This is a genomic window from Pedomonas sp. V897 (genome assembly GCF_051304405.1).
Classification (GTDB): Bacteria; Pseudomonadota; Alphaproteobacteria; order Sphingomonadales; family Sphingomonadaceae; genus Pedomonas.
In genome coordinates, this window is record NZ_JBPPGG010000003.1 from 1 (window position 1) to 23,936 (window position 23,936).

The following is a 23,936-nucleotide window of genomic DNA, read 5'->3' on the forward strand; positions in this document are numbered from 1 at the left end:
GTAGCTCGTCAGGCTCATAACCTGAAGGTCGTCGGTTCAAATCCGGCCCCCGCAACCAAAACGATAAAAGCCAGCCCCAAGGGCTGGCTTTTGGCGTTTTTGGGCGTGAGGGCTCGGTGAATGAGCCAACCGGTTCGGACCAAGGCGCGTCAGCGCCGAAGGTCAACGCGAGCAAAGCGAGCGGTAAATCCGGCCCCCAGCTCAATTCCAAAAAACAGCAAATCCAGTAACCGCAACCACCGATACAAAACAGCCCCGGCGCATAAAGCCGGGGCTGTTCTTGTTTGCGGTAAAGGCGATCACACGGCCGCCCTCGGCGGACCGTCAGCGCGCCATACTGGCCGATGCTTTTGCGCGGCGACGGCGGGCAAAGGCGCACCCTGCCAAGGCAATCCCGGTCAGCGGAAGCGCGCTGCCCCTGCGTCCCTGAACACTTAAATACGGGATTGTGGGCCGGACCGGCGTAGTCAATGGGGGCGTGAAAAATTTGACGTGCACATGATGCTAGCCTCTAGTGGCTGATACTCCCCTGTCGGGCTTCAAGGGCAGCCAGTAGACCGACACCCCTCAGCGACGTGCGTGCCAGCCTACAGACAGTGACCGGCGAAAACGGCGGGAAACTGAGTTCCCCAACCATAATGCGCTGATCACGGGAACAGAAGGGTCCTTGCAAGACATCGCGCTGGGAAGGCCCATGCAGCTTGCCGTAATTGAAAGCTTCAATGGTCACCTGCGGACCGAAGTCTTAACGAAGCACGTTCATATCGTTCAACCATGCCCGCAGCGTACTTCTTTGGGGGTAGCGCGGTTGCAACATGATCGGGTTCGCTCAAAACGAGGTGGTCGCACTTCCGCTCAGTCCGTTGGGCAAAGGGCTTGGAGCTATGCCGCCGAGCCCGATGCCGTTCAAACAAACCTCCAGAAAGTCGGGTGCAGACTCTACTCCTGACCCGGTAACAATCAGGGAACACGTCAGGTGCAACTGCCTGAGTCAGATTTTATTTAGCGAACCTGCAAGCCGCGTCTAACCAGGCCTGAGTGTCGGCTTTCACGACATGTGATGGCAAACTTGCAGTCTCAATACTGAGCTGTCGCAGTTGTCGTTTGGCTGGCCTGCGCAGACTGTGCCGCCTGGTCTCGCATTTTCCGCCAGCTGATATACTGCTCCCGCTTTTTCGGGTCTGGATCCTCCTCGCCCATCAGCCAAAACCGCATCCAATCCACTGTCCCTTGGGACGAGATGTAGCGCTGGATGGGGTTTATGGGCGCGTGCGTTGTGCCATCATACACATAATATTCGACTGGCTTGTTGAGTCGTTTCATGATCGTCAACACATCATACCAAGCGATCGCACCGCCCTGTAATACGTCTCTATACGCAAGGCCGCCCGAACCTTGTCCAGAAGATAGATGCTATTGTTCTCGATCCATTGCTGCTTTCCGTCTCCCCAAGGGTATCCGCCGACGCTCTCCTCGACGATGGAAGCTTTCTCCACGGGCCAGCCCGCCGAGAGAAAATAACTGAGAGGGCCGAACGTTGCCGCATCTGCGACCACGACAGCCCCAATGTTGAGGCCTGATTTTGTGAGCACCTCCATCGCAGTGCGGCCGCCGCCGCTCCAACCCACGATTCCGATGCGCTCGGGATCCACAAGATTTTCCTCGGCAAGCTTGTCTATTGCCGATCGCAAGCCCTCGAAAATGACATGATAGCCCTGAGGGCTATCGAATCTCGTGGAACTATCCCAGGTCTCGGGTATTGCCGGGACGTGCAGGACGACAAATCCAGCGCTGGCAAGGGCTCTTCCTGCATAGGGAGCTGTTTCAGCCGGATCGCTGGCATCCCGGAAGAATTTGTTTTCGCGGAGGCAGTGGATCTGGATGACCAGAGGGTATCGGCGTGACCTGTTGAAAGTGGGGGGCAATATGAGGGCGGCCTTCCATTGCTTGCCATCGCCAGCCGTCCATTTGAAGATGCGTGCTTCTGGAATGTTTATGTTTCGCAGCTCTGGATTGAGGTCGGTCAGGCGCGCTCCACGGCCGCTCTCAGCATCTTCGACATAATAGTCGGGCGGTGTGTTCAGATCCTCCCGAACGGACACAACCAAGGGCGCTCTTCGGCCAATAGTATTTGGCACCGAACGCGACTCCCGGGATTTCCAACCATCCGCCAGCTTCTCGAAAACCCGATAGCTGTAAATTCCGTTCTCCATTACATTCTGGCCACGCTGAATGGGGTTGTTCCGAATTCTGGCGACCAGCTGACCGGCGCCGACAAGTTCGGTTGTCATCACGGATTCGTTAAGAATGCTTCTGAGTGCTATGGGATCGTCAAACGTATGGAATGGGGTCAGTTTTTTTTCGTAAACATCATATTCAACGAAATGGATCTTTTCGGGAGGTGGGGCAGAGTTTCGGTCTGGAAACACGTTGTCGGGCAGGTGCGTATGCGTCAGAATGACGGTCCGGCTATCAGGAAGCCAATGACTATCTGAAAGACGGGCACTGAATCCAGCCGGTGCATCGAAAATCGGGGCGGTGGTGCCATTCTCGACATCGACGAGAAGAAATTGGGGAGCCATGGGCAACCCCTCGCCAACCAGGTTGCTGCTTTTTCTAGATCCTCCTACCTCTGTCCACAGATCGATGCCGCTGATCATTGGGAAATATTTGCTCCAATGAGCCGGCAAGCTGCTGTCCGGCGAGGCAAGCAGAGTGGCCCATCTGCCATCCGGAGATAGTCTTAATGTGGACTGGTCGGGAGCATAGGTCAGCAACCCGGAAATGGGCACGCCGACTGGAGTTTGGGTGTCTTCGGCCTCCGAATGCAGCGGCGCCTTGAATACCTGCATTCGCTGACGTGGAAATCGCTGTGCCAGTCCTGGGTTCTCACACGCACCTGTATGTATGGGGAAAGCATACTGGCCTACCTTTTCGGGCTCCAGGAAGGCTACGTGGCAATCCTGTATGACGTTGGCCAGATAGACCACCACGCTATTTTCTTTCGAGATTGCATAGTCAACCACCTGTCCTTTAGATTTTGTGAGGCGCCGTAGGTGCCCTGAAGAAATGTCAAGAAGATAAATATCTCCAGCATCTCCTTCTTCTGCGAGAATGAAGGAGATGAGCGCGCCATGGTCCTGCCAGCGCAACTCCCTGATTGGCAAGAACGGCCCGCCCGAATAGGTGTGGGAAAAATCGTTTGTGCTTAGCTGAAAGATTGGTCGACCTTGGGGGCGTGGGAATTGTCCGCCAGAGGCGGCGAATTTGCGAAGCTCCTCAGTATCATACAGCCACAAAGTATAATGGTTCTTCCCCGATGACAGGTCGCCTCGCATCGTCAGGAGTAGGGACGATTTTCCATCAGGTGAGGTCGTCGCAAACTGTGGCTCTGGTGCGTCCGTTGAATTCAAATACCATGGTTGCTTCATTTCAATGCTTTGACGAACGCCAAAGGACTCCATTTTTCGGATGGAAGAGCTTGGCACCTCGGTTTTTGAAGGGACTGCATTTGTCAGACGGATCGTTGCGGATTCCGCATCAGAAATAACAAGAATTGCAGATGCCAGGATGGCATATGCCCGAAAAAGAAAGTTAGTCATGAGGACACCGTGTTATTATTGATTTACCATCGCTTGATAAGGGTGACGGAAGCAAACCTGCCGAGCGGCGTTGCATTGGTTGCGTCGTATCCAAAATAGGTATCGACAAATGGCGGGTTGTTGTTGAGCAGGTTGATGCACGAAAGCGTGAAAACTGTATCCTGCAGAAAGCTTATATCGGTGTAGTTGAAATCATAGCTGAGGGAGACGTCGACGGTTGTCCAGGACCCCACCTTGGGTTTGGTCGGTGAAGAGGGGTTGCGGTAATCGTCAACGTAATTGACAAATGTAGTGAAGTTGACAGGTCCCGAGTTCCACGTAGCGGATAGTCGGGAGCGGAAATCAACCGGGCGGCTGACCTCATTCAGATTTGAGACATCGGGAGAATCGGGAAGGAAGCGAAATTTGTAATCAATTAAATAGGCTGTATTGGCAGAGAGAGAAAGTTCTCCCAGATTTCCGATTGAGAAATTGTAGCTAGCCTCGAAATCAATTCCGCGCCCAATGCTTCGGGCATGATTGGTTATGCGTCCGTCTATAATGACCTTGATCAGTTCGGGGTTGGCGCAGGCGGGAAGGGCTGCGCTGTCGGTGGCGATCGCACAGATTGCGCGTATCTGGTCGAGTGATGGATTGCGTTGAAGGATCGGGCCAAACTCGTCTTCCCGGGCGAGGATGTCATCGGGCCGAGAAACTTCAACGATACGATCCTTGAACTTGATGTTGAAGAAGGTGGCATCAAGGCGCAGACCGGGAATCTGCGGCGGGGCAAGTGTAGCGCCAAGTGTCCAGGTTGTCGCCTTCTCGTTTCTGATGTCCGGAGCGATTCCCCCGATAATCATTGCAAAGCTTCGGCCGTTTGGCGAAAGAGGATCGTCGATAGGAAATCCTGTTGTTGAGGTTTCAGTAATCCGGTTCGCAAGGCTCGGAGTGGCGAAGGAAGTGCCATAGGTTCCTCTCAAGCTATAACCGGGGAAAACCTCCCACGAAACGCCGATCTTGGGATTGAAGGTCGTTTGCCGGGTTGATTCCAGTCCTTCCGAGAAGCGCGGCTTGTCCTTGTAGGAATACAGGCGGCCAGACAGGGATACCGTCAGAGATTCGGCAAGAGACGTCCGGTTTTGCGCGCTGATCAGTGAAAAGAACAGTTCGCCGAACGCCGATAACACTTCTCTATGGAGGCGTTGTTCGCCGATTGCAGCCAAGGAGGTAATACTTCGGGCCTTTTCCTTGCGATAGTTACCCCCAAACGCAAATCGGAGATCCCCACCAGGTGTCGAGAAAAGACTTCCGTCAAGCAGAGCGTTGAATTCCAGTATGGAGAATCTGGTTCGGAAAAATCGCTCGCCGGCAATATAAGCCAGGGTGTCCGGATGATTGTCGTCGCCGTTGCTGAATATATTAAAAACGCGCACTGTATCATCAAAACTCAATGCTTCAAGTAAGCGATTGTTGTCTGCAAAGTTAGATGTCTCCGTATTGGCTTTTTCCCGGCTGTAAGAGCCATATGCGCGTAACTGCAGAGTCTGGGTGATGTTGTACTCAAAACCTGCCGTTGCGTTTTGGCTTTTGACATCGGAACGGTTCTCGACGTTGCCGAGCGCACCACTGAGGTTGTAGGCGACAAGAAGTGGCTCACCTGTCCCAAAGGCATCGATATAGAACGGATAATCCTTGGTTACTGTAACGACACTGACCGAAGACCCTGTTTGCGAGAGCACATCGCGGTCGCCATAGCGTCCCTCCAGAAATATCGAGAAATCGGGCGAGAGTTCCTGCCGAGCATGGAGGTAGACGCTATGTCGTTTTAGCTTGGGGAGAAGATCATTCCCGTCAGAGAGACTGTACAGGTTAGCCTGGTCGGATGGCAGGAGGTCCGATGGCAGTAGCGGTTGCCTGGAGTGGTTTTCGGGGACTGCAAATCTGATCTGGAAAGTGGCCGGATCCATGATACTGGCTGGCTACGTAAAGAACGTTCGCCAATCGGTACCTCCAAAGGGACGGAGATCGTCGGATCGGGCGTAGCGGCGCTCGTCATGAAACAGGTTGGTTCGATCGTAGTATTCATAACCGATGAAGACGCTGCCAGTATTCCAGCTTGTGCCGAAGGACTAGCTAAAATTGAGCTCCCTCAGTCCTCCTTCGGTAACATGACCGAACCGGCCCCTCGTTTCCGCACCGTCATATGACTTCTTGAGAATGACGTTTACCACGCCTGCGACCGCATCTGCGCCGTAAACGGATGAGGCGCCATCTGGAAGAACCTCGATTCTTTCGATAAGCGACGCGGGAATGGAAGAAATGTCCAATGAGGTCGTATCCAGACCAATTGCCGGCAGGCGACGTCCGTTGACAAGGACAAGAGTGGCCTTTTGGCCCAAGCCGCGAAGGTTAGGTGAGGTCGAAGCGGTAAAGTTGGTGTTACTTTCTATCGTGCGGCCTGCATGCTCGGTATAACCGCTTATGAAATTCTGCGGCAGGATTGCCATCATCTGGCTTGCGGTCACATAGCCGCTGCGCTGGATATCTTCCTGTGTGATCGCGATTGGTTTTGTGCCGGCCGAGGCGCCGATGCCCCGGATCAATGTGCCGGTGACAATGATCGTGTTGCTTTCGTCCGGGGTTTGATCTTGGCCGGATTGCGGCCCCGAGGCTGAAATCAAAGCCGATGTCGACATGCTTGCAATTTCGGATGAACCCCTGGGTGTATCGCTTTCGTCCGTTTGTAAACCTGTCTGGCCTTCAGGCGGTGATGCCTGCGCGGCTGGTGCTGCAAGTCGTGCGTCCGGCCTGTGCTGCTGGGCGCAGGCAGGCTGGTGACCAAGGATGGCGGTGCTTAAGGTGGTCGTTGTGTAGAGGAGAAATGAAAATTTTGCAGGAGTATGTGCCCTCATTTATGCGCTCCGAGCGAATTAAATTTTAGTAGACAATGAAAGTATTTTAAATTTTGACTGTATTTGTGTCTGGAATGATTATTTGATTGGCAACGGTGGTGAGGGGGTAATTTAATGCGGGGTGTTATATTGTTTATTTTATAACTGTTAGGGGAAAGTAATGAGTTGTTATTTTAATAAATAGATTTTATTTCGATATTTAATTTTATGAAATATATATCTTGAAAAGAATTATATTAGTTATATTGTAGTTAGAGATAAAATACGAGTTCAGTATTAGTAAAATATTGACAATGTCAATAGGATGTGAATTCTGTTTGTATAAGGGAGTCTATTTTCATGCGCTTACATGTATTCATGCGTGTATTACATTGGTAGAATTGCCAAGTTTCGGCCGGACCTGCTCCGGTGTGAGGGGCCTCGGGGTAAGTGGTTTGGGCATCCTGCTCGTTGACGTTGCACGGCGGGCGACCATGAGCATCCTTTTCGTATGATGGGGCTGTGCGCCAACGCCAAGGGTGGGCGTTCAAAAAATGGGGAGTGCGGAGGTTCCTGTTCGTATCCGCAAACAGGAACCCTCACACCTTTCCCTTGAAATGCCAGCCAGCCGCCGTGGGTCAGAACGACGCCCGCAGGCCGACGGTGCCCTTGAGGCTGTAGCTGTCGCCGAAGTCGCCGAGCGCGGTCTTGCCCGAGCCCTGGGCGTAGAGGGTGACGCGGCCGTTCCAGGTGTAGCTGCCGCCAAGGCCGATCTCGCCCCACCAGGCGCGTTCGCGGTTGAGGATGTCCGTCCCGCTCACCATGACGCCCGTCTCCGCCAGCCACTCGCGGCTGATGTTGATGATGCCGTAGAGGTAGCGGCTGCGGTTGGCCCCCACGGTGGCCTGATGGTCGAGCGACAGGCCCCAGCGCGTGCGCAGGCTCTCGGCCTGATCCGCCTTCACCACCGCCCCGGCCGGATCGACAAACCGGTCGAAGTCCGCATGGGCGTAGCTCACCTGGATCTGCGGCGTGAGGCTGAGCCCGCCGCCGAGCGAGGCCCGCTTGCCCAGCTCCAGGCTGAAGCCGACGCCGGTGCCGTCGTTGTTCTTGGTGAGCGCGCCGAGCGTGCCGGAGGTGAGGTCGCTGGAGAACCAGCTGAGCTGGGCCTGACCATCGGCATAGAAGCCGGAGGGGCTGTGCCAGGTGAGCGTTGCACCAAGGCCGTGGCCTTCCGTCTTGATCGCGCCGCGGCCGAAGCGGGAGGTCACATGGCCGTTCGCCTTGCCGTAGTGGGCCGTCACCGCGCCGATCAGGGTGGAGCCGTCACTGCGCTGCGCCAGCGTCTGTTCCATCCCCAGCTGCATCTGCCAGCTGTTGATGTTCTTGTCGGTGCCGCTGGTCGAGAACGCCGCCTCCGGCCGGTGCCGCGTGCTGCGGATCCGGCCCCAGATGCCGCTGCCCCCGCGGATCGGCGACCCCGCCCACGACCGGTTGCCCACACGCTCCTGCATCGTCGGCAACTCGCTCAGCGCCAGCAGGGTCTGAACGTAGCCCTCATAGACCGGCACGCCCGGCTGGTAGAGCGGCTCGGCCTCGTGCGGCGGCACAGTCGGCGCCGTGCCGGTGCCGTCGGCCAGGGTCGAGTGCAGATACCAGTCGCCATCGTTCGGATCGGAGACCCCGCCCTTGAACAGGCGGTAGGCATAGGCGCCGCCGATCACCGCCGGGTCGCCCTCGAACACATAGTCGCCCCGGAGCACGAACGCGCCGTTCGACGCGCCCGCCACATCGATGATCTTGATGCCTTCCACCGTTAGGCCGCCTAGGCCATCGCGGTTCAGCACGTGTACCTGAGTGGTGCCTGACGTTTTGCCGAGGATCACCATCCGGTCGGTTGCCGAGTCATCGCCGCCAAGGGCGGTCTCGATTTCGAGCACACCGCCATTGCCGATATAATCACCGGCGACGGTGAGCGTGCCGAAGCTGTTGCCCGGTGCCACCGTGCCCGTGTTGAACACGCTGCCCACCCGGCCATTACCGCCGAGGCGGCCCTGTGTGGCCACCTCCACGTGGCTGCCGAGCGCGCCGTTGACGGAGAGCGTGCCCTCGCTCACGTGCGTCGGTGCCGTGTAGGCGCTGTTGTCGGCGGTGAGGACCAGCCGGCCGCCGCCCGTCTTGGTGAGGCTGCCGTTGCCGGACAGCGCGCTGCCCAGTGTCAGCGTCGTGCCCGCGTCGGTGAGCACCGCACCGTCTCCGGTGAAGACCAGGCCGCGCCCGCTCGCGAAGTCCGCTGTCGTCTGCAGCGTGCCGCCCTGGAAGGTGATCGTGCCCGCCGCGCCCAGATTGGCGTCGCGTGAGACCGCCAGCGTGCCGCCGCGGATCACCGTGCCGCCGGTGTAGCTGTTGTCGCCGGTGAGGATGAGGGTGCCCGCGTCCTCCTTGGCCAACTGCGCCGCGCCCACAAGGGAGGCGGCAATCGTCGCCGTCGGCCGCGCGCCGGTGCCGTCGCCGACGCGAATGATCGCCTGCGTGCCTGTCAACGTCAGCGGATCGCCCGTCAGCACATAACCGTCCACACCGAACTGCATGCCTGCGGCGGTCACTGCGCCATTGCTGTTGTCGATGGTGACGGTGCCCGGCTCGCCAAGGAAAATGGCGAAGCTGCCTGCGGCGTAGTCGGAGTTCACCGAACCGTCGATCGTGGTCCAGTCGTCGCGCCGTGCGCTCAGGCGCCAGACGCCATTGCCGCCCTTGATCGAGCCGTCATTCTTGCCGCCTGTACCGCCGTCCCACACGCTGAGGGCAAGACCCGCCGTGTTGACCAGGTTGACCTGCCCGGGGACCGAGGTCTGCACGGAAATCTGGTGGCCCCCGGGGATCGACCCCAGCGTCAGGCCCGGCCCGGAGAGGGTGCCGCCGTAGTTGAACAGGCGGTAGAGGCCCGGGCCAAAACTGCCGCCCGCGCTTTGGGTCACGTTCAACGTGCCCGCAAGGACGAGATCGCCGCCCACATTGATCAGATCATTGAGCGCGCCGCCCGCGACGCCCGCCTCGCCGAGCTGGAAGTCGAGCTGGGACGTGGACGCGAGCGCCAGATCCCCGTTGATGGTGAGCGTGCCGGGCAAGCCTGCCGCGCCGGGGCTGAGCCGGCCCGCAACGCTCGCGTCGCCGCCGATCGTGCCGGTGCCGCCAAGCGTTGCCCCGGCCTGGACAATGGTGATGCCCGTTGCGGCCGACTGGTTGCCATTGACCAGCAGCGTGCCCCCGCTGACCCGGGTCTCGCCCGTGTAGCTGTTGGCCCCGGTCAGGATCAGTGTGCCGAGGTCGGCTTTCTCCAGCGACGCGCTGCCGGAAAGTTCGGCCTCGATGGTCGCCACATGGCTTGCGCCACCGGCAGCGCCGGTGCCAACGCGGATGATGGCGCTTGTGCCGTCGAGGGTGAGGGCATCGCCCGCCAGCACATAGCCGCTTGTCGCGAACTGGAGGCCCGCGGCATGGACCGCGCCAGTGCTGTTGTCGATGGTGACGGTGCCCGGCTGGCCCATGAACACGGCAAAGCTGCCGTTGGTGTAGTCGTCGTTCAGGCTGCCATCGACCGTCGCCCAGTCGCGCGCGCCGCCGCCCACCTGCCAGACGCCCGGGCCGCCGGTGATCTGGCCGTCACCTCGTCCGCCCGCCGGGCCATCCCATACGTTGAGGGAAAGACCCGCCTGGTTGATGAGGTTGACCTGTCCGGCGATGTTGGTGTTGACGAAGACGTCGCTGCCTGCCGGCATGGCACCCAGCGTCAGGCCCGGCCCGGAGAGGGTGCCGTCATAGTTGAACAGGCGGTAGAGGCCAGGGCCGAAGCTGCCGCCTGCGCTTTCCGTCACGTTGAGCGTGCCGGCGAGAAAAAGATCGCCGCCCACGTTGACCAGGTCGTTGCGCGAGCCGCCTGCAACGCCCGCCTCGCCGAGCTGAAAGTTGAGAATCGAACCGGGGTCAAGCGTAAGATTACCGTTGATGGTGAGGGTGCCGGCGCCGTCACCCGGGTTCAGGCTCGAACCAATATTGATCCAGACATCACCGCCGATGACGCCGGTGCCACCGAGCGATGAGCCGGGCAGAACGAACGTTGGGCCCGTTGCCGCCGACTGGTTGCCGTTGACCAGCAGCGTACCCGCAACGACCAGAGTCTGGTCCGTATAACTGTTGGTACCGGAGAGGACGAGTGTGCCCGGGCTCTCTTTCACCAGCTTGCCGATGCCGGAGATGTTGCCATCGAGGCTGATCATGCCGCCGCGGTTGATCAAGAGGATGCTGTCGTTGACGACGTTGCCTGCAAGCGTGCCGGTCAGCCCGCCGTCGCCGATCGCCAACATGCCCGCTGCAATCGTGGTGCCGCCGGTGTGGGCCATATCGCCGGTCAGCAACAATACGCCCTCTCCGGTCTTGGTCAGTGCGCCTGTGCCCGATGCGTTGCCGCTTAATGTCACCACCGTGCCGGCAGCCGTGTTGATGATGCCGCTGCCGGTCATGAGAATGTTACGGGCCGAAACGAAATCCATCGTATTTGCGAGCCTGCCGCCGGCAAACTCGAGGGGGCCGCTTGCTGCGCCCAGATTGGCGTCTGATGAAACCAGTACCGTGCCGCCGGTTAGCCGGGTTCCGCCGCTGTAGGTGTTGACGCCAGTGAGCGCCAGCGTGCCATCCCCGGACTTGGTCAACTCACCCGAGCCGGACACCGTGCCGCTGAGCGTCAGCGTCGTCCCATCGTCCGGCTGGATGGCACCGCCGCCGCTGAGCACGATGCTGCGTGCGGTGGCAAGGGTGGTGGCGGTCTTGAGGACGCCGCCCGCGATTTCGATGCGGCCTGCGACGTCGCCAAGACTGGCGTCCGCGTGAAGCTCAAGGATGCCTTTCTTGATGACGGTGCCGCCGGAATAGTCATTGAGGCCTGCCAGCACCAGCGTCCCGGTGCCGTTCTGATGCACGGCGCCGGTGCCGGCAATGTTCTCAGCGAAGATAATGGTATCCGACCGGTTGAAGGCCAGCACGCCATCGTTCTGCACCGGCCCCTGGATCATGCCCGAGGTGCCGCCATTGCCGACCTGCAGGGTGCCTTCCTCGATGATCGTTCCAAAATAGATGTTGTTGCCCGCGAGCGTCAGCGTGCCGCTTCCGGCCTTGATTAAATTCCAGCCATTGATAACGGCGGCGGTTGTGACTTCGAATTCCTGCGTGTCGATGGTGGCATCCGAAAATTCGATGCTGCCCCAGTCGAAACCGGCGAACAGGTTGTTTTGCGTGCCGGTCAGGACCAGTCGTCCGTTTCCGTTGACTCTGAAATCGGAGTAACCGGCGCCGCCGGAAACCTGGCCGGTGACGAGCTCTGACCCTTCCACTGCGACGTAACCCATAATTCCGGCGTTTTCGGCCAGTCGGACAGAGGCGGCCCCGACATGGGCGCCATTGCGGAGGAACAGGGTGCCGTTGCCTGTCTCGCCCACATCGATCTGGCCGGACAGGTCCAGCGTCGTGCCCGCATTGAAGACGAAGACCTGGCCAGTGGCCTGGCTATCCCCGGTTGCGATTTTGAGAGTGTTGCCTGTGACCGCGGCGCGAGACTGGATGACGAGGGAGCCGTTGGCGTAGACTCCGGAACCAACGATGATGTCGGTTGCGACATCGACCGTCGCCTGGGTGACTGTCAAGGTACCGCTGCCGCCTCCCCCTGCAACCTGCAGCCTGTATGCGCTGACCGAAGCGTTGCTGTTGAAATTCCCGGTGAACTGGCCGAAGTCGAGGTTAACGGCAACGAGCTTCGCTGTGGCACCGGAAACGGTCAGATTGCCGTTTGCCATCATCCCCGAGCCAACAACGATATCGTTGGCATGCCATTCGCTGTCAAAGATCTGGACCGTACCGTAGGCGGGGGTCAATCCATCCTCTTCGACGCCAACTCGACTGACGCCGCCGGTCTCCAGAACAGCGCCGTCCTGAACAGTAACCAGGCCATTGCCATGGTCGCCAACAGTCAATCCGGACGTTGCGGAGAGGCGGGAACCTGCCCCGGTAACGTTGACGATCGCCGAGACGTATGTGCGCCTGCCTGCCGTGAACGCGTTGGTCAGAAAAGAAGCGCCACCCGAGACATTCAGGGTTCCGCCATGTTCAAGATCTGCGGTCTGCGCCAGCACCGTGGCCCCGGCACCGACGTCGACTGTCGCTGACTCCCACAGGGTGAGCGTTGTGCCGATCGTCCAGGTCGATCCGTTGATCAGGGCGCTTGCGCCGTCGTCGAGCCAGGCAGAGAGAGATGCGGCTGGCGCTGTGATTTGCACCTCGCCGAACGCAATCCGCACGTCGGTGGTGGCATCGGGAACGCCTGCCGACCAGACGGTATTGTCGAGCCAGTTGCCGAAGCCTACCCAATAGGATGATGCCGCAACGCAGGGGGTGGCGGCGGTGCTTGCAAGCAGGGCGCCGAGGAGGAGGTTTCGCGACAAGGGGCGGGCCAATTTTCGCGAGAAAGGCTTGTTGTGAACGTGCGCCAAGGCTTCAGCGGCCTTGGCCGCGTGACGACAGAAAGAATTCATAAGCCCCCCCGACTGGTACCGGATTTGCGACCGTCAGAAAATGTCCGGTCAAAGCCAAGTATCATTGGGGGAAATAGAGACAAAGTGTTTTGTTATTAGATCGGCAAGAATGCGCAAAATAAGTTCTACAATTAATGAAATTAGTGGGGTTGGGCGGAATAAATAGCAGGCCATGGAGACTAAATTGAATAGACTAGTCTTCAACAAAACGTCTGTGGTGGGCGTGCCTGTGTGAGGGGTTGCTTCTGTTATGCCGGGCGAGTGACCTCTCATCGTTTTCCGACTCAGGTCCAGACGGTTATTTATGGCAACATTTTCGGGGTTGAGCGTCTTTAATTTAAAGAGATCTGTAAAACATAGTCCTGATATACACAGCGGCGAGGGCGACAGAACTATAGTAAACGATGAATTAACGATATGAGTTGGCGCGGAAATTCAATATCTTAAGTATAGTCGTATTTATACTTATTAGCACACATTGAGATTGGGCGCCCCGATTTTAGATAGGTATTGTAATTTTCAGTTGAATCTTGGTCATCGTTAGTATCACATTATGGCGTAATGCATGGTTGTCCTGCATTCTTGATGGTAGCGATGAATAGAAGGTGATTTGTTCGGGTCGTAGTTCAGAAGTATTACGGAATTGGTCCGGTGAAGGGGCTCAGAATAAGGGCGCTATCTATTAACAAGTTTGTGTATTCGCGTTGATCTTGGGAGGGGGCGGGCTTGTGTTGTCGGGTCACTTTGCGTTGATGCCATCGGGGAAAACAGGAGGCGTCAAAAGTCATCGGGTGGCACGGAGTAATTGATTGAATGCGCCTTCATGCGGCCTCCAGAAAAGGGGAGGAGAGGGCGATTTGATCGGGGGGGGCAAATGGTCGTTTTCAATTGCTCGGTATTGGTTCGGCGGATCCGCCTGATGGCGCCGACCTGTTGACGTGGGAGAGTCCCGGGCTCGGCGTTGAAGGCTTTGGAAGATCCGCCGAACAGCCACCTCTTTGCTGCGTCTGACATTGGGCACTGGCTCGGGTCGAGCTGTTTCAGAACTGCTCCCCCGGGCTCGTAAATCAAATTCCGCCAACCGATAGGCGACGGTGATCTGCCTCTGTCCTGGGTGTCAGGACTGTCTGGTGCCATTTCATCTGCCGGCGGTTTACTCGGCGCACGGAGCATAGATGGCCATGAATGTCATGTTCCCAGATGGCTGCGAAGCGCAATCGAACGTCCAGGGGCATAGCCCTTTGTCAAGTGGTTTGGAGGAACGTGTCCAACCATGGACATAACAATAATCAACATGGCAGATGGATCATCTGCTGCTGCGGGTCTGGGAGAGGCGGCGGGCACTGTCAACCTCGCTCAAGCGAGCATCATCAAGCTGTCCTGCCATCCGCGGGATATTCTGTCTTATGCAAGGGATGGTCATGATCTTGTTCTGACATTGCAGTCAGGCAAGATCATCCGCATTCGGATTTTCTATTTGAAGGGCCCCACCAGGGGCGAAAGTGAACTTGTCCTGGAAGATGATGAGGGCAACCTGTGGTGGGGCCAGCACTCTCCCGGATATACCAACTTCCAGTTCTCCGAGATCGGCTCACTTGATTCTCTCCTGGAATCCGCGCTCGTCGCGGAAACCAGCAATATTTCCGATCACGCTGGTGCACTGTTTTCTTTCGCAACTGTTGTTGGTCTGATGCTCCAGGCGTCGGACTATGATTTCCGTCAGCGGCCAGCAAAACGCGCAGACGGCGACGCCGACGCCGATGCCGATGCCGATGCGGATGCTGATGCAGATGCCGATGCCGATGCGGACGCTGACGCCGACGCCGACGCTGACGCAGATGGCGATGCGGATGCGGATGCCGATGCGGACGCTGATGCCGACGCTGACGCCGATGCTGACGCCGACGCCGACGCCGATGCAGATGCGGATGCAGATGCAGATGCAGATGCTGATGCCGACGCCGACGCCGACGCCGACGCAGATGCAGATGCTGACGCTGACGCCGACGCTGATGCGGATGCTGACGCCGATGCTGACGCTGACGCTGACGCTGACGCCGACGCCGATGCGGATGCGGATGCGGACGCCGACGCAGATGCTGACGCTGATGCTGACGCGGATGCGGACTCCGATGCAGACGCCGACGCTGATGCGGATGCAGACGCGGACGCGGACGCTGACGCTGATGCCGACGCGGATGCAGATGCCGACGCCGATGCTGATGCGGATGCGGATGCGGACGCCGACGCAGATGCTGACGCTGATGCTGACGCGGATGCGGACTCCGATGCAGACGCCGACGCTGATGCGGATGCAGACGCGGACGCTGACGCTGACGCCGACGCCGATGCTGATGCGGATGCGGATGCGGACGCCGACGCAGATGCTGACGCTGATGCTGACGCGGATGCGGACTCCGATGCAGACGCCGACGCTGATGCGGATGCAGACGCGGACGCTGACGCTGATGCCGACGCGGATGCAGATGCCGACGCTGACGCTGACGCTGACGCTGACGCGGATGCGGACTCTGATGCCGACGCCGACGCTGATGCGGATGCAGATGCTGACGCTGACGCGGACGCGGATGCGGATGCAGATGCCGACGCGGATGCCGATGCCGATGCCGATGCGGATGCCGATGCAGATGCAGACGCTGACGCGGATGCAGATGCAGATGCGGATGCAGATGCAGATGCAGATGCTGATGCCGACGCCGACGCCGATGCGGATGCGGACGCTGACGCCGACGCCGACGCCGACGCTGACGCAGATGGCGATGCGGATGCTGATGCCGATGCGGACGCTGATGCCGACGCTGACGCCGATGCTGACGCCGACGCCGACGCCGACGCCGACGCCGATGCTGATGCCGATGCCGATGCAGACGCGGATGCTGACGCCGACGCAGACGCTGACGCTGACGCTGACTCTGATGCCGACGCCGACGCCGATGCAGATGCTGACGCGGACGCTGACGCTGACTCTGATGCCGACGCTGACGCGGATGCTGATGCGGACGCTGACGCAGACGCAGACGCAGACGCCGATGCTGACGCTGATGCGGATGCTGATGCTGACGCTGACGCGGACGCTGACGCTGACGCTGACTCTGATGCCGACGCTGACGCGGACGCTGATGCCGACGCGGATGCCGATGCGGATGCCGATGCGGATGCCGATGCAGATGCAGATGCCGACGCCGACGCGGATGCGGATGCCGATGCAGATGCAGATGCGGACGCTGATGCTGATGCTGACGCTGACGCTGACGCTGACGCGGACGCGGATGCAGATTCTGACTCTGACTCGGATGTCGGAGAATTTCCGGCCGTCTTTAATACGGCTCAGCTGAACCACACTGTCACGACGCAGTTCGAAACAACGCCGTCCACCGATTCAAAGACGGATGCATCGCTGCTGGAACTTGGTCTGCTCGGTCCGCTGCTCGATCTCGATATTGGTTCGGGCCATCCTCTGGTGCGCTTCAATGTCGATACAGACAACAATCGTGTTGTTCTCCGTCCGACCGTTGGTGGTGCGGTGGATCTGGGCGTGCTCAGCAAGTACGTGTTGGTCATCGAAACCCAGGACGAGTACGGCCGCTGGGTCCGCTATGAAGGGGATGCCCAGAACGTCGATAATGGCCTGCTGCGGCTCGACCTTCTCGGTTTGATCGGCGCAGATGGTTCCGTGACGCTGGACGACTTCCCGCAGGGAGAATACCGCGCGGCCCTCGTGCCGGATCCGGAGCTGGTCAATCTGTCCCTGATCAAGATCCGCAGCCTGTCGGTCGAAGCGAGCGACGTGGTCGAGACCCACGACGTGACGGTAACGAGCGCTGCGGAAGGCAACTTCCTTGAAGCTGCCACCGGCGGCGCAGTCGGCGACTTCAAGGTCACGTCTGTGACAATCAATGGGATCACCTATTCCGTTCCGGAATCCGGCACCACGATCAGCGGGAGTTTCGGCGTCCTGGTGATCAACGCGGCCGGTGAATATACCTACACACCCGATCCGGCAGCCGGTGTGGGCGTCGATACCTTCAGGGTGACGGTCACCAATTCCATAACCGGTGCCGAAAGGACCGGAACGCTTGGCCTCGGATCCCAGCTGGGGGGAGGGCAACCCGCAGCGGAGATCGAAGCCGGGACGAGCTATGACCAGGCTGCCGTTATCGTAAAGCCCAAGGCGACAACCACGGATTACCACGATTCCAAGACCATTCTCCTTGATCTTGGCGGGCTCGGTCAGGCGGCATTCAGCTCCTATCCCAAGTTCGACTTCACGGTGAACGAGGGGCAAACCGGTTTTGTCTCGCTGACGTCGATCTTCGGTGGCGTGGCCAGTGTTGTGGAGATCGCCCGGGTTCAGGTCCAGAAATACAACACTTCAACCCAGAAATGGGAGAACTACAGCGGTCTCGGTGATGGCGGCCTGCTGGATCTGCTTGGCGCATCGGGCACGAAATTTACGGGCACGATCAACTTCAATGATCCGGGGCAGTATCGCATCTATGCGATGTCGAACTCGGTCTTGCAGATTGGCGTCACGATCGATCTTCAGGCGAAGGTGACCATCTTCGATTCTGACAAGATCGGCGGTTATGGCGTTCAGACCGCAAGTGGAAATATCCTGGACGTGGGGGTTGTCGATCGCACGACCCTGGTCACCCATGTCAATGGTCAGGCTGTCACATCCGTCGCGGGCAAGACGATTATCGAAGGCCTGTATGGCACGCTGGCGATCGATGTGTACGGAAACTATACCTACACGCCTTATGCCGCGGGTACGGGGATCGGGCAGGTGGAAGAATTCACCTACAGGATCCGCAATGCGGCCGGAAAGACAGCCGAAGGCAAGCTGTACGTGTCGATCGACAGCCCGGGCCAGGGCCTGGTCTGGAGCGAGGATCCGGACCAGCCGGCGGAGCTTCAGACCGAGGCGCACAGTGATACGGGCACGGCCGTCATTGACAGTGCCTACAAAGTCACCACGGGCGGCGGCACAGGGCATAGCGAGTCACAGAAGCTGACGAACGGCGCCCAAATCCGTACGGCAACGTTGACCTTTGATGTTGATGCCGACACTGCCGCAAACGTTCGGATTGTGGTCGCTTCACCGGGCTCGACGTCCAACAGTGTTAAATGGTCGATCACGATTACAGGCCCTGATGGGTACTTTGCTGAATTTGGCAAGAGCGACAGCTCGGGAGGGTACCTGGCCGGATTCAAGCTGGATCAGGTGCTCGGCAGCCTTCCGCCCGGCAGGTACACCATCACGGCGACCTATGAGCAGACCAACAGCCTCAGTTTGGTGAACGGATTGGCGGCTGTGGATCGCGTGACGATCGACTACAACTTCGTTTCCGTCACGCACTTCGATGAGTTTGTCACGGATGACATTACCCCGGCGACAGGCAATGTCCTCGACGATGACACGCTGGGCTCTGTCTTTACCAAGTTTCTGGTGAAGAATGAGGCCGGCACCTTTGTCGAGGTTGTCAACGGAACAACCGTCGTTGGCGATTACGGAACACTGACGATCAATGCCAATGGATCGTACACCTATCGGCCCAATGCCGATCTTGAGGCTGTCGGCCGGGAGGATGTCTTCACCTATCGCCTCCAGCACCCCAATGGGTCGGTTGTGGATGCGAACCTCACGATCTCGATTGAACATGGGGACGGTCCATATGACCCGCCCGTCGGTGCCCGTGGCCTGAGCGCTGATCTGATCGAACTGCTCGCGTTCGCAGGCGATGAGGATGCGTTCGCGGATCAGGGCGATGATAAATTCGATGTCGCTTCCTTGCTGGAGGATGGAAGCGGCTTCGTTGATCTGGAAGAGCTGGAAATCCCGGAAAACGATGAGGCGCCTCTCGGTCCAGAGGCCGATCTGTTCGAAGACACGCTGCAAAGTTACGCGGACTTCATTTCTCCGAATAACGACTTGGAGGAGCAGTTCTAACCACAGACGTACCATCAAGGGTGCCGGGGGATGTGCGGCACCCCAGTTTATGGGGGGTAACAACCAGTGTTCGGGATGGCATGGGGGATAACCCTAAGTTCCGCTATCCAATTGGCCCGGGTGTGCCTGAGGAAGCACCTCCTGGGGGCCTTTGCTGTCGTGGGGGCATGGTCTGAGCAAGGGGCGGCGCAGACCGTGTCCTCTGACGATGCCGCACTGCGCGTCTTCTCCCTCGAGACCGCCGTGCACCATGCCGTTCGGTGGCACCCTTCCGTGGAGCGGGCAATTGCTTCCCTCTCGGCCAGCGGTCAGGAAATCCGGGAAGCCAGGAGCGGATATTATCCTCAGGTGACCGGCGGCCTTGAGCCAGGCATGACGGTCATTGGCGGACCAAGCTGGCGCCCGCGCGCGACGGTGTCGGCCTCTCAAATGATCTACGATTTTGGCAAGGTCAGCAGCACGCTCGACATGGCCAGGGCGGGGGAGAAGGTCAGCCGGGCAGAGCTGCTCATGGCTGTTGACAATCTCTCGCGGGATACATCCTACGCCGTCATTGAAGTCCAGCGCTACCGCGCCCTTCTGGCTGTGGCACAGGAACAGCTGGAAAGCCTGAAGGCGATCAATGCCCTCGTCCAGATGCGGGTGCAGCGCGGGGCGAGCGCGCGCTCCGATGGAACACAGGCAGAGGCGCGGATTCAGTCGGCAGACAACACCATTCTCCAGATCAAATCTGAACTGCAACGCTGGCAAAGCAACCTGCGGTATCTGACGGGGCATCAGGGCGACGTGGATGTGACTGCGGAGTCGCCGGCATGGCTCGGCAATGCGTGCCAGATGCCAACGCCCGAACTTGATCGGGTGCCGGCGATCCTTCAGTCGCACGCGCAGCGTGACAGGGCACAGGCCGCCTATCGCGCGGCCCAGGCAGGCGGCCTGCCGAAGGTTTCGTTCGGTGTCGATGTGGATGCCGACATGCGCGATCCCTTCAAACGGCAAAACGACGTCAGGGTTGGTTTCAAGGTTTCAAGCAGCCTCTACCAGGGCGGCGGGCAGCGGGCGCGCGAGCGGGCCTCCTTTCACGAACTCCAGGCGGCCGAGGCTGCGGTTGCGGCGACACGGGTCGAAGTTCTGCGGAGCTTTTCGGAATCGCGCGAGCAGATCAGCCACCTGAGGGAGCGCATCGGGACGCTGGGAGCGCGCAAGAAGAACATGCAGGAGACCCGCATGCTTTACCGCCTGCAACATTTTGACCTTGGTTCGCGGACGCTGCTCGACCTTCTGAATGCGGAACAGGAGCTTTTCCAGATCCAGTTCGAGGAGGTGAATGCAGAGCATGACACGCGCCGGCTGAACGTGACTTGCCTGCATCAGAGCGGGACGATGCGGGATGCCTTTTCCCTCACCGGAACAGAGCTGCAAGGAACAGCCCTATGAACAGCAGTGGCGGCACCATGGCGGCAGAGAGCAGGGAGGAAGCGCGGGGGTTCTCGAGCGGTCTCCAGATCGAGCACTGGGTGTCCTCGTTCCGGGCCATTGCTCAATACTATGGTCTGCCAATGTCCAGCCAGGCCGCTACGCTTTCGGCGCTGTGGGACCTGGAGCCGGATGAACCGAAGCGTCTGGTCAATCTTGCGCGCCGGTTGGGGTTGAGACTCCGGTTTGGCGACCCGCGCGGTTTTCAACTGGCGGACTCCACATGGCGGCTGCCCTTCGTGCTTGAACTGAAGGGCGGTCAGCTGGTGGTGGTCCGGGCGCTTGATGGGGACGGGGGCGCCCACTGCCTTCTCGCCGGGGACGACGGCCTGGAGACAAGACTTCCGGTCGAGGAACTTCAGGCCGGGCTGCAACGCATCGTCATTCTGCGCCCCGCCAAGGAGGCGCCGGACCCCCGAGTGGATGACTACATCGCCGCTTCTGAAAAGCACTGGCTGGTCAGGATGGTTCTGCGCGACCTGCGACCCTATGGGCATGTGATGCTGGCGTCGCTGGCGGCAAACACCCTGGCCCTGTCGAGCATTCTCTTCTCGATGCAGGTCTATGATCGGGTGGTGCCGTCAGGATCGATGCCGACACTGTATATCCTGTTTGGCGGCGTCCTGCTGGCGATGGCGCTGGACTTCATCCTTTGCCGGGCGCGGGCAACCATCATCGACAAGCTGGGAAAGCAGGCGGACATTCGCCTGTCGGACCATGTGTTCGGCCATGCCTTGCGCGTTCAGACCCGCTCGTTCCCCACCTCGACGGGGTCGTTTATCGCCCAGCTGCGGGAATTGGAGCATATCCGCGAAATGTTGACCTCAACAACCGTTGGGGCGCTGGTGGATATTCCGTTCTTCGCGATCTTCCTGATCGTGTTTGCCTATCTGGGCAGCAGTCTGGTTTGGGTACCGGTCAGCGCCTTCATTTTGCTGATCGTCCCCGGTCTGCTGGCGCAGGGCAAGCTGCGCGCCTGTGCACAGGAAGCCATGCGGGAGTCCTCACTGCGCAACGCCTTGCTGGTGGAGGCGGTGCAGGGCCATGAGGACATCAAACTGCTGCAGGCGGAGGAACGGTTCCAGCGGCTTTGGGGGCACTACAACGCCGTGACCGCGCAAGCCAATCTGCGGCTGCGCGAAATCTCCCACACCCTGTCGGCCTGGACGGCAAAGGTTCAGGGCGGCGTCTACGCCACGACCGTGTTTGTTGGTGCCCCCCTGGTGATCAGCGGGGACATTACGACGGGTACACTCGTGGCAATGTCCCTGCTCGGGTCGCGTATGCTGGCGCCGATGGGGCGTATTTCCCAGGTGATGACCCGCTATCAGCAGGCGCGCGTCGGCGTGGCCAGCCTCAACAATATTCTCAGGCTGCCCATTGACCACCCGGACAAGGAAAGCCGCATTCACCGTGCCGCGTTGCAGGGCAACTATCAACTCAATGCCGCCGTGTTTCGCTATGGCGACAAACAGTCGCCCGTCGCCCTTCAGATCGACAAGCTGCAGATCCGGGAGGGGGAGAGAATTGCGGTTCTTGGCCGCAATGGCGCTGGAAAGTCGACGCTGCTCATGGCGCTCTCCGGTCTGCTTGACCCGGACGAAGGAGAGGTTCTGCTCGACAATCTGGCGATACAGCATATCGACCCGGCGGACGTCCGCCGTGACATCGGCATGCTGACGCAGAATTCGCGTCTGTTTCATGGAACGGTGCGCGAGAACATCCAATTCGGGAAGCCCCAGATTTCGGAGGACGAGATCCTTCAAGCCCTGTCGATTGTCGGCGCGGACAGCTTTATCCGGCGGCTCCCCCGGGGGCTGGATCATGTGATCTTCGAAGGCGGCATGGGGCTCTCCGTCGGCCAGAAGCAGGCCCTCCTTTTGGCGCGGTTGATGGTTCGCAACCCGTCCATCGTGCTTCTCGACGAACCAACTGCCGCGATGGATGAGGCGACAGAGCGGGATTTCCTGACGAAGTTCGCGCAGTGGAGTGAGGGACGCACGCTCGTCATCGCCACCCACAGAACACGCGTGCTCGAACTGGTGGACCGTCTGCTGGTTGTTGATGGCGGAACGATCGTGCGGGATGGACCTCGCACCGAGTTGCTGAAAGGCGCCTCTGTCGTTTCCGGCCGGAATCGTCATGTCTCGGATTGAAAGCACTGCTATGGCGAACGGGGGAGCAAGTGGCGTTCAACACGCAGGGGGAAAGGTCCTTGGGCTGTTCGGTCGATCGGCCCCGAAGGACAGTGGCGCGGCCTGGAACGACGAGGACGACGTCGAATTAACCCGCTCGCGATCGATTGTCGTGACGATCTGCGTCGGTATGGCCGCATTCCTCCTGTGGGCATGGATTGCGGAACTGGCGGAGGTGTCCACGGGCGAGGGGCGGGTGGTGCCGACGTCGCGGGAGCAGGTCATCCAGTCCCTTGAAGGCGGGATTCTGGCGCAACTGATGGTCCGCCAGGATGACCTTGTCCAACCGGGGCAGATCCTGGCAGTGCTTGATCCAACCCTTGTTGAAGCCAATCTCGATGAGGCAGGCGCAAAGTATCGGGCGGCGCTGGCCAGGGCGGCCCGGTTGACCGCCGAGGTCAGTGGAGAGGACCTGTCCTTTCCGGCGGAGCTGGAGGCGTTCCCCGAGCTGATCGCACTGGAGATACGGCTTTACCGCACGCGGCGGGACAGCCTCTCCCAGTCCGTTGGCTGGCTTCAGGAAGCGCTTAACCAGGTCCGCTCCGAGCTGAAGATCAGTGAATCCCTCGTGGAGGTTGGGGCGGTCAGCACAGTCGAGATTCTGCGCCTGCGCCAGAAACTGGCGGATCTGGAGCTGCGGCGGGCGGATATCCAGTCCCAGTATCTGGTGACAGCCCGCGAAGAGCTGGCAAAGGCCAATGCAGAGGTGGAAGCGCTCGCCGCCGTCATCAAAGGGCGGAAGGACTCGCTCACCCGTTTGCAGCTGCGCTCGCCGGTGAAGGGGGTCGTCAAGAACATCGAAATCAGCACCGTGGGCGGGGTCATCCCGCCCAACGGGCGCATCATGGAAATCATTCCGCTGGAGGATCAACTGCTCATCGAGGCGCGCATGTCGCCGCGGGATATCGCCTTCATTCACCCCGGTCAGAAAGCGACGGTCAAGATAACGGCCTACGATTATGCCATCTATGGGGGGCTGGAAGGAGAAGTCTCCAGCATCTCGCCGGATACGATTCAAGACGAGGTCAGGAGAGATGAGCACTACTATCGTGTGTTCGTTCGGACCCGAACCAACGCGCTGGTGACGAAAACCGGCAAGAACCTCCCGATCGTTCCGGGCATGGTTGCCACGGTTGATATTCATACGGGCAGCAAGACGGTCCTTGATTATCTGCTCAAGCCTTTGAACCGGGCGCGTGAGGCGCTGCGAGAGAGGTGACGGGGGATGCCGGCCCCGGCGG

Annotated in this window: 10 protein-coding genes and 2 pseudogenes; 5 read left to right on the forward strand and 7 right to left on the reverse strand. The window is 59.4% G+C overall.

Going from position 1 to position 23,936, the window contains the following annotated elements:
• Window positions 1-1,077: 1,077 nt before the first annotated feature.
• The 6 genes and pseudogenes from ACSJJU_RS09180 to ACSJJU_RS09205 all read right to left on the reverse strand — a co-directional run.
• Window positions 1,078-1,323 carry a hypothetical protein gene (locus tag ACSJJU_RS09180; RefSeq protein ID WP_435915087.1) on the reverse strand — a complete coding sequence of 82 codons (246 nt, stop codon included), beginning with the start codon at window positions 1,321-1,323 and terminating at the stop codon, window positions 1,078-1,080.
• Window positions 1,324-1,328: 5 nt separating this feature from the next.
• Entirely contained in the window at window positions 1,329-3,602 is a 2,274-nt protein-coding gene (locus tag ACSJJU_RS09185) for an alpha/beta hydrolase family protein (RefSeq protein ID WP_435915088.1), read from the reverse strand.
• Window positions 3,603-3,625: 23 nt separating this feature from the next.
• Window positions 3,626-5,551 carry a TonB-dependent receptor domain-containing protein gene (locus ACSJJU_RS09190; protein ID WP_435915089.1) on the reverse strand — a complete coding sequence of 642 codons (1,926 nt, stop codon included), beginning with the start codon at window positions 5,549-5,551 and terminating at the stop codon, window positions 3,626-3,628.
• Between the two features lie 162 nt (window positions 5,552-5,713).
• Window positions 5,714-6,496: a TonB-dependent receptor plug domain-containing protein gene (locus ACSJJU_RS09195; RefSeq protein ID WP_435915090.1), complete on the reverse strand. Its 783-nt coding sequence runs from the start codon at window positions 6,494-6,496 to the stop codon at window positions 5,714-5,716.
• A gap of 617 nt (window positions 6,497-7,113) precedes the next feature.
• The gene (locus tag ACSJJU_RS09200; protein WP_435915429.1) at window positions 7,114-11,862 is read right to left on the reverse strand and encodes an autotransporter outer membrane beta-barrel domain-containing protein; all 4,749 of its coding nucleotides are present in this window, start codon (window positions 11,860-11,862) and stop codon (window positions 7,114-7,116) included.
• Between the two features lie 111 nt (window positions 11,863-11,973).
• Window positions 11,974-13,056 (reverse strand): annotated as a pseudogene (locus ACSJJU_RS09205) (hypothetical protein); the annotation flags it as partial.
• A 1,294-nt stretch (window positions 13,057-14,350) separates the two neighbouring features.
• Here ACSJJU_RS09205 and ACSJJU_RS09210 point away from each other — a divergent pair.
• Window positions 14,351-14,611 (forward strand): annotated as a pseudogene (locus ACSJJU_RS09210) (BapA/Bap/LapF family prefix-like domain-containing protein); the annotation flags it as partial.
• 36 nt (window positions 14,612-14,647) lie between these two features.
• Here the strand turns inward: ACSJJU_RS09210 and ACSJJU_RS09215 are convergent.
• On the reverse strand, window positions 14,648-16,417 hold the full coding sequence (locus ACSJJU_RS09215) for a hypothetical protein (protein ID WP_435915443.1): 1,770 nt from the start codon (window positions 16,415-16,417) through the stop codon (window positions 14,648-14,650).
• Between the two features lie 120 nt (window positions 16,418-16,537).
• Here ACSJJU_RS09215 and ACSJJU_RS09220 point away from each other — a divergent pair, with 120 nt between their 5' ends.
• The 4 genes from ACSJJU_RS09220 to ACSJJU_RS09235 all read left to right on the forward strand — a co-directional run bounded on the left by ACSJJU_RS09220 (window position 16,538) and on the right by ACSJJU_RS09235 (window position 23,914).
• Entirely contained in the window at window positions 16,538-19,027 is a 2,490-nt protein-coding gene (locus tag ACSJJU_RS09220; protein ID WP_435915430.1) for a BapA/Bap/LapF family large adhesin, read from the forward strand.
• 195 nt (window positions 19,028-19,222) lie between these two features.
• Window positions 19,223-20,461 (forward strand): TolC family outer membrane protein, encoded by a 1,239-nt coding sequence (locus ACSJJU_RS09225; protein WP_435915092.1) that lies wholly within the window; start codon window positions 19,223-19,225, stop codon window positions 20,459-20,461.
• A complete protein-coding gene (locus tag ACSJJU_RS09230; protein ID WP_435915093.1) occupies window positions 20,458-22,656 on the forward strand; it encodes a type I secretion system permease/ATPase in 2,199 nt (732 codons plus the stop codon). Before ACSJJU_RS09225 ends, ACSJJU_RS09230 begins: the two co-directional genes overlap by 4 nt.
• On the forward strand, window positions 22,643-23,914 hold the full coding sequence (locus ACSJJU_RS09235) for an HlyD family type I secretion periplasmic adaptor subunit (protein WP_435915094.1): 1,272 nt from the start codon (window positions 22,643-22,645) through the stop codon (window positions 23,912-23,914). Before ACSJJU_RS09230 ends, ACSJJU_RS09235 begins: the two co-directional genes overlap by 14 nt.
• Window positions 23,915-23,936 lie beyond the last annotated feature (22 nt).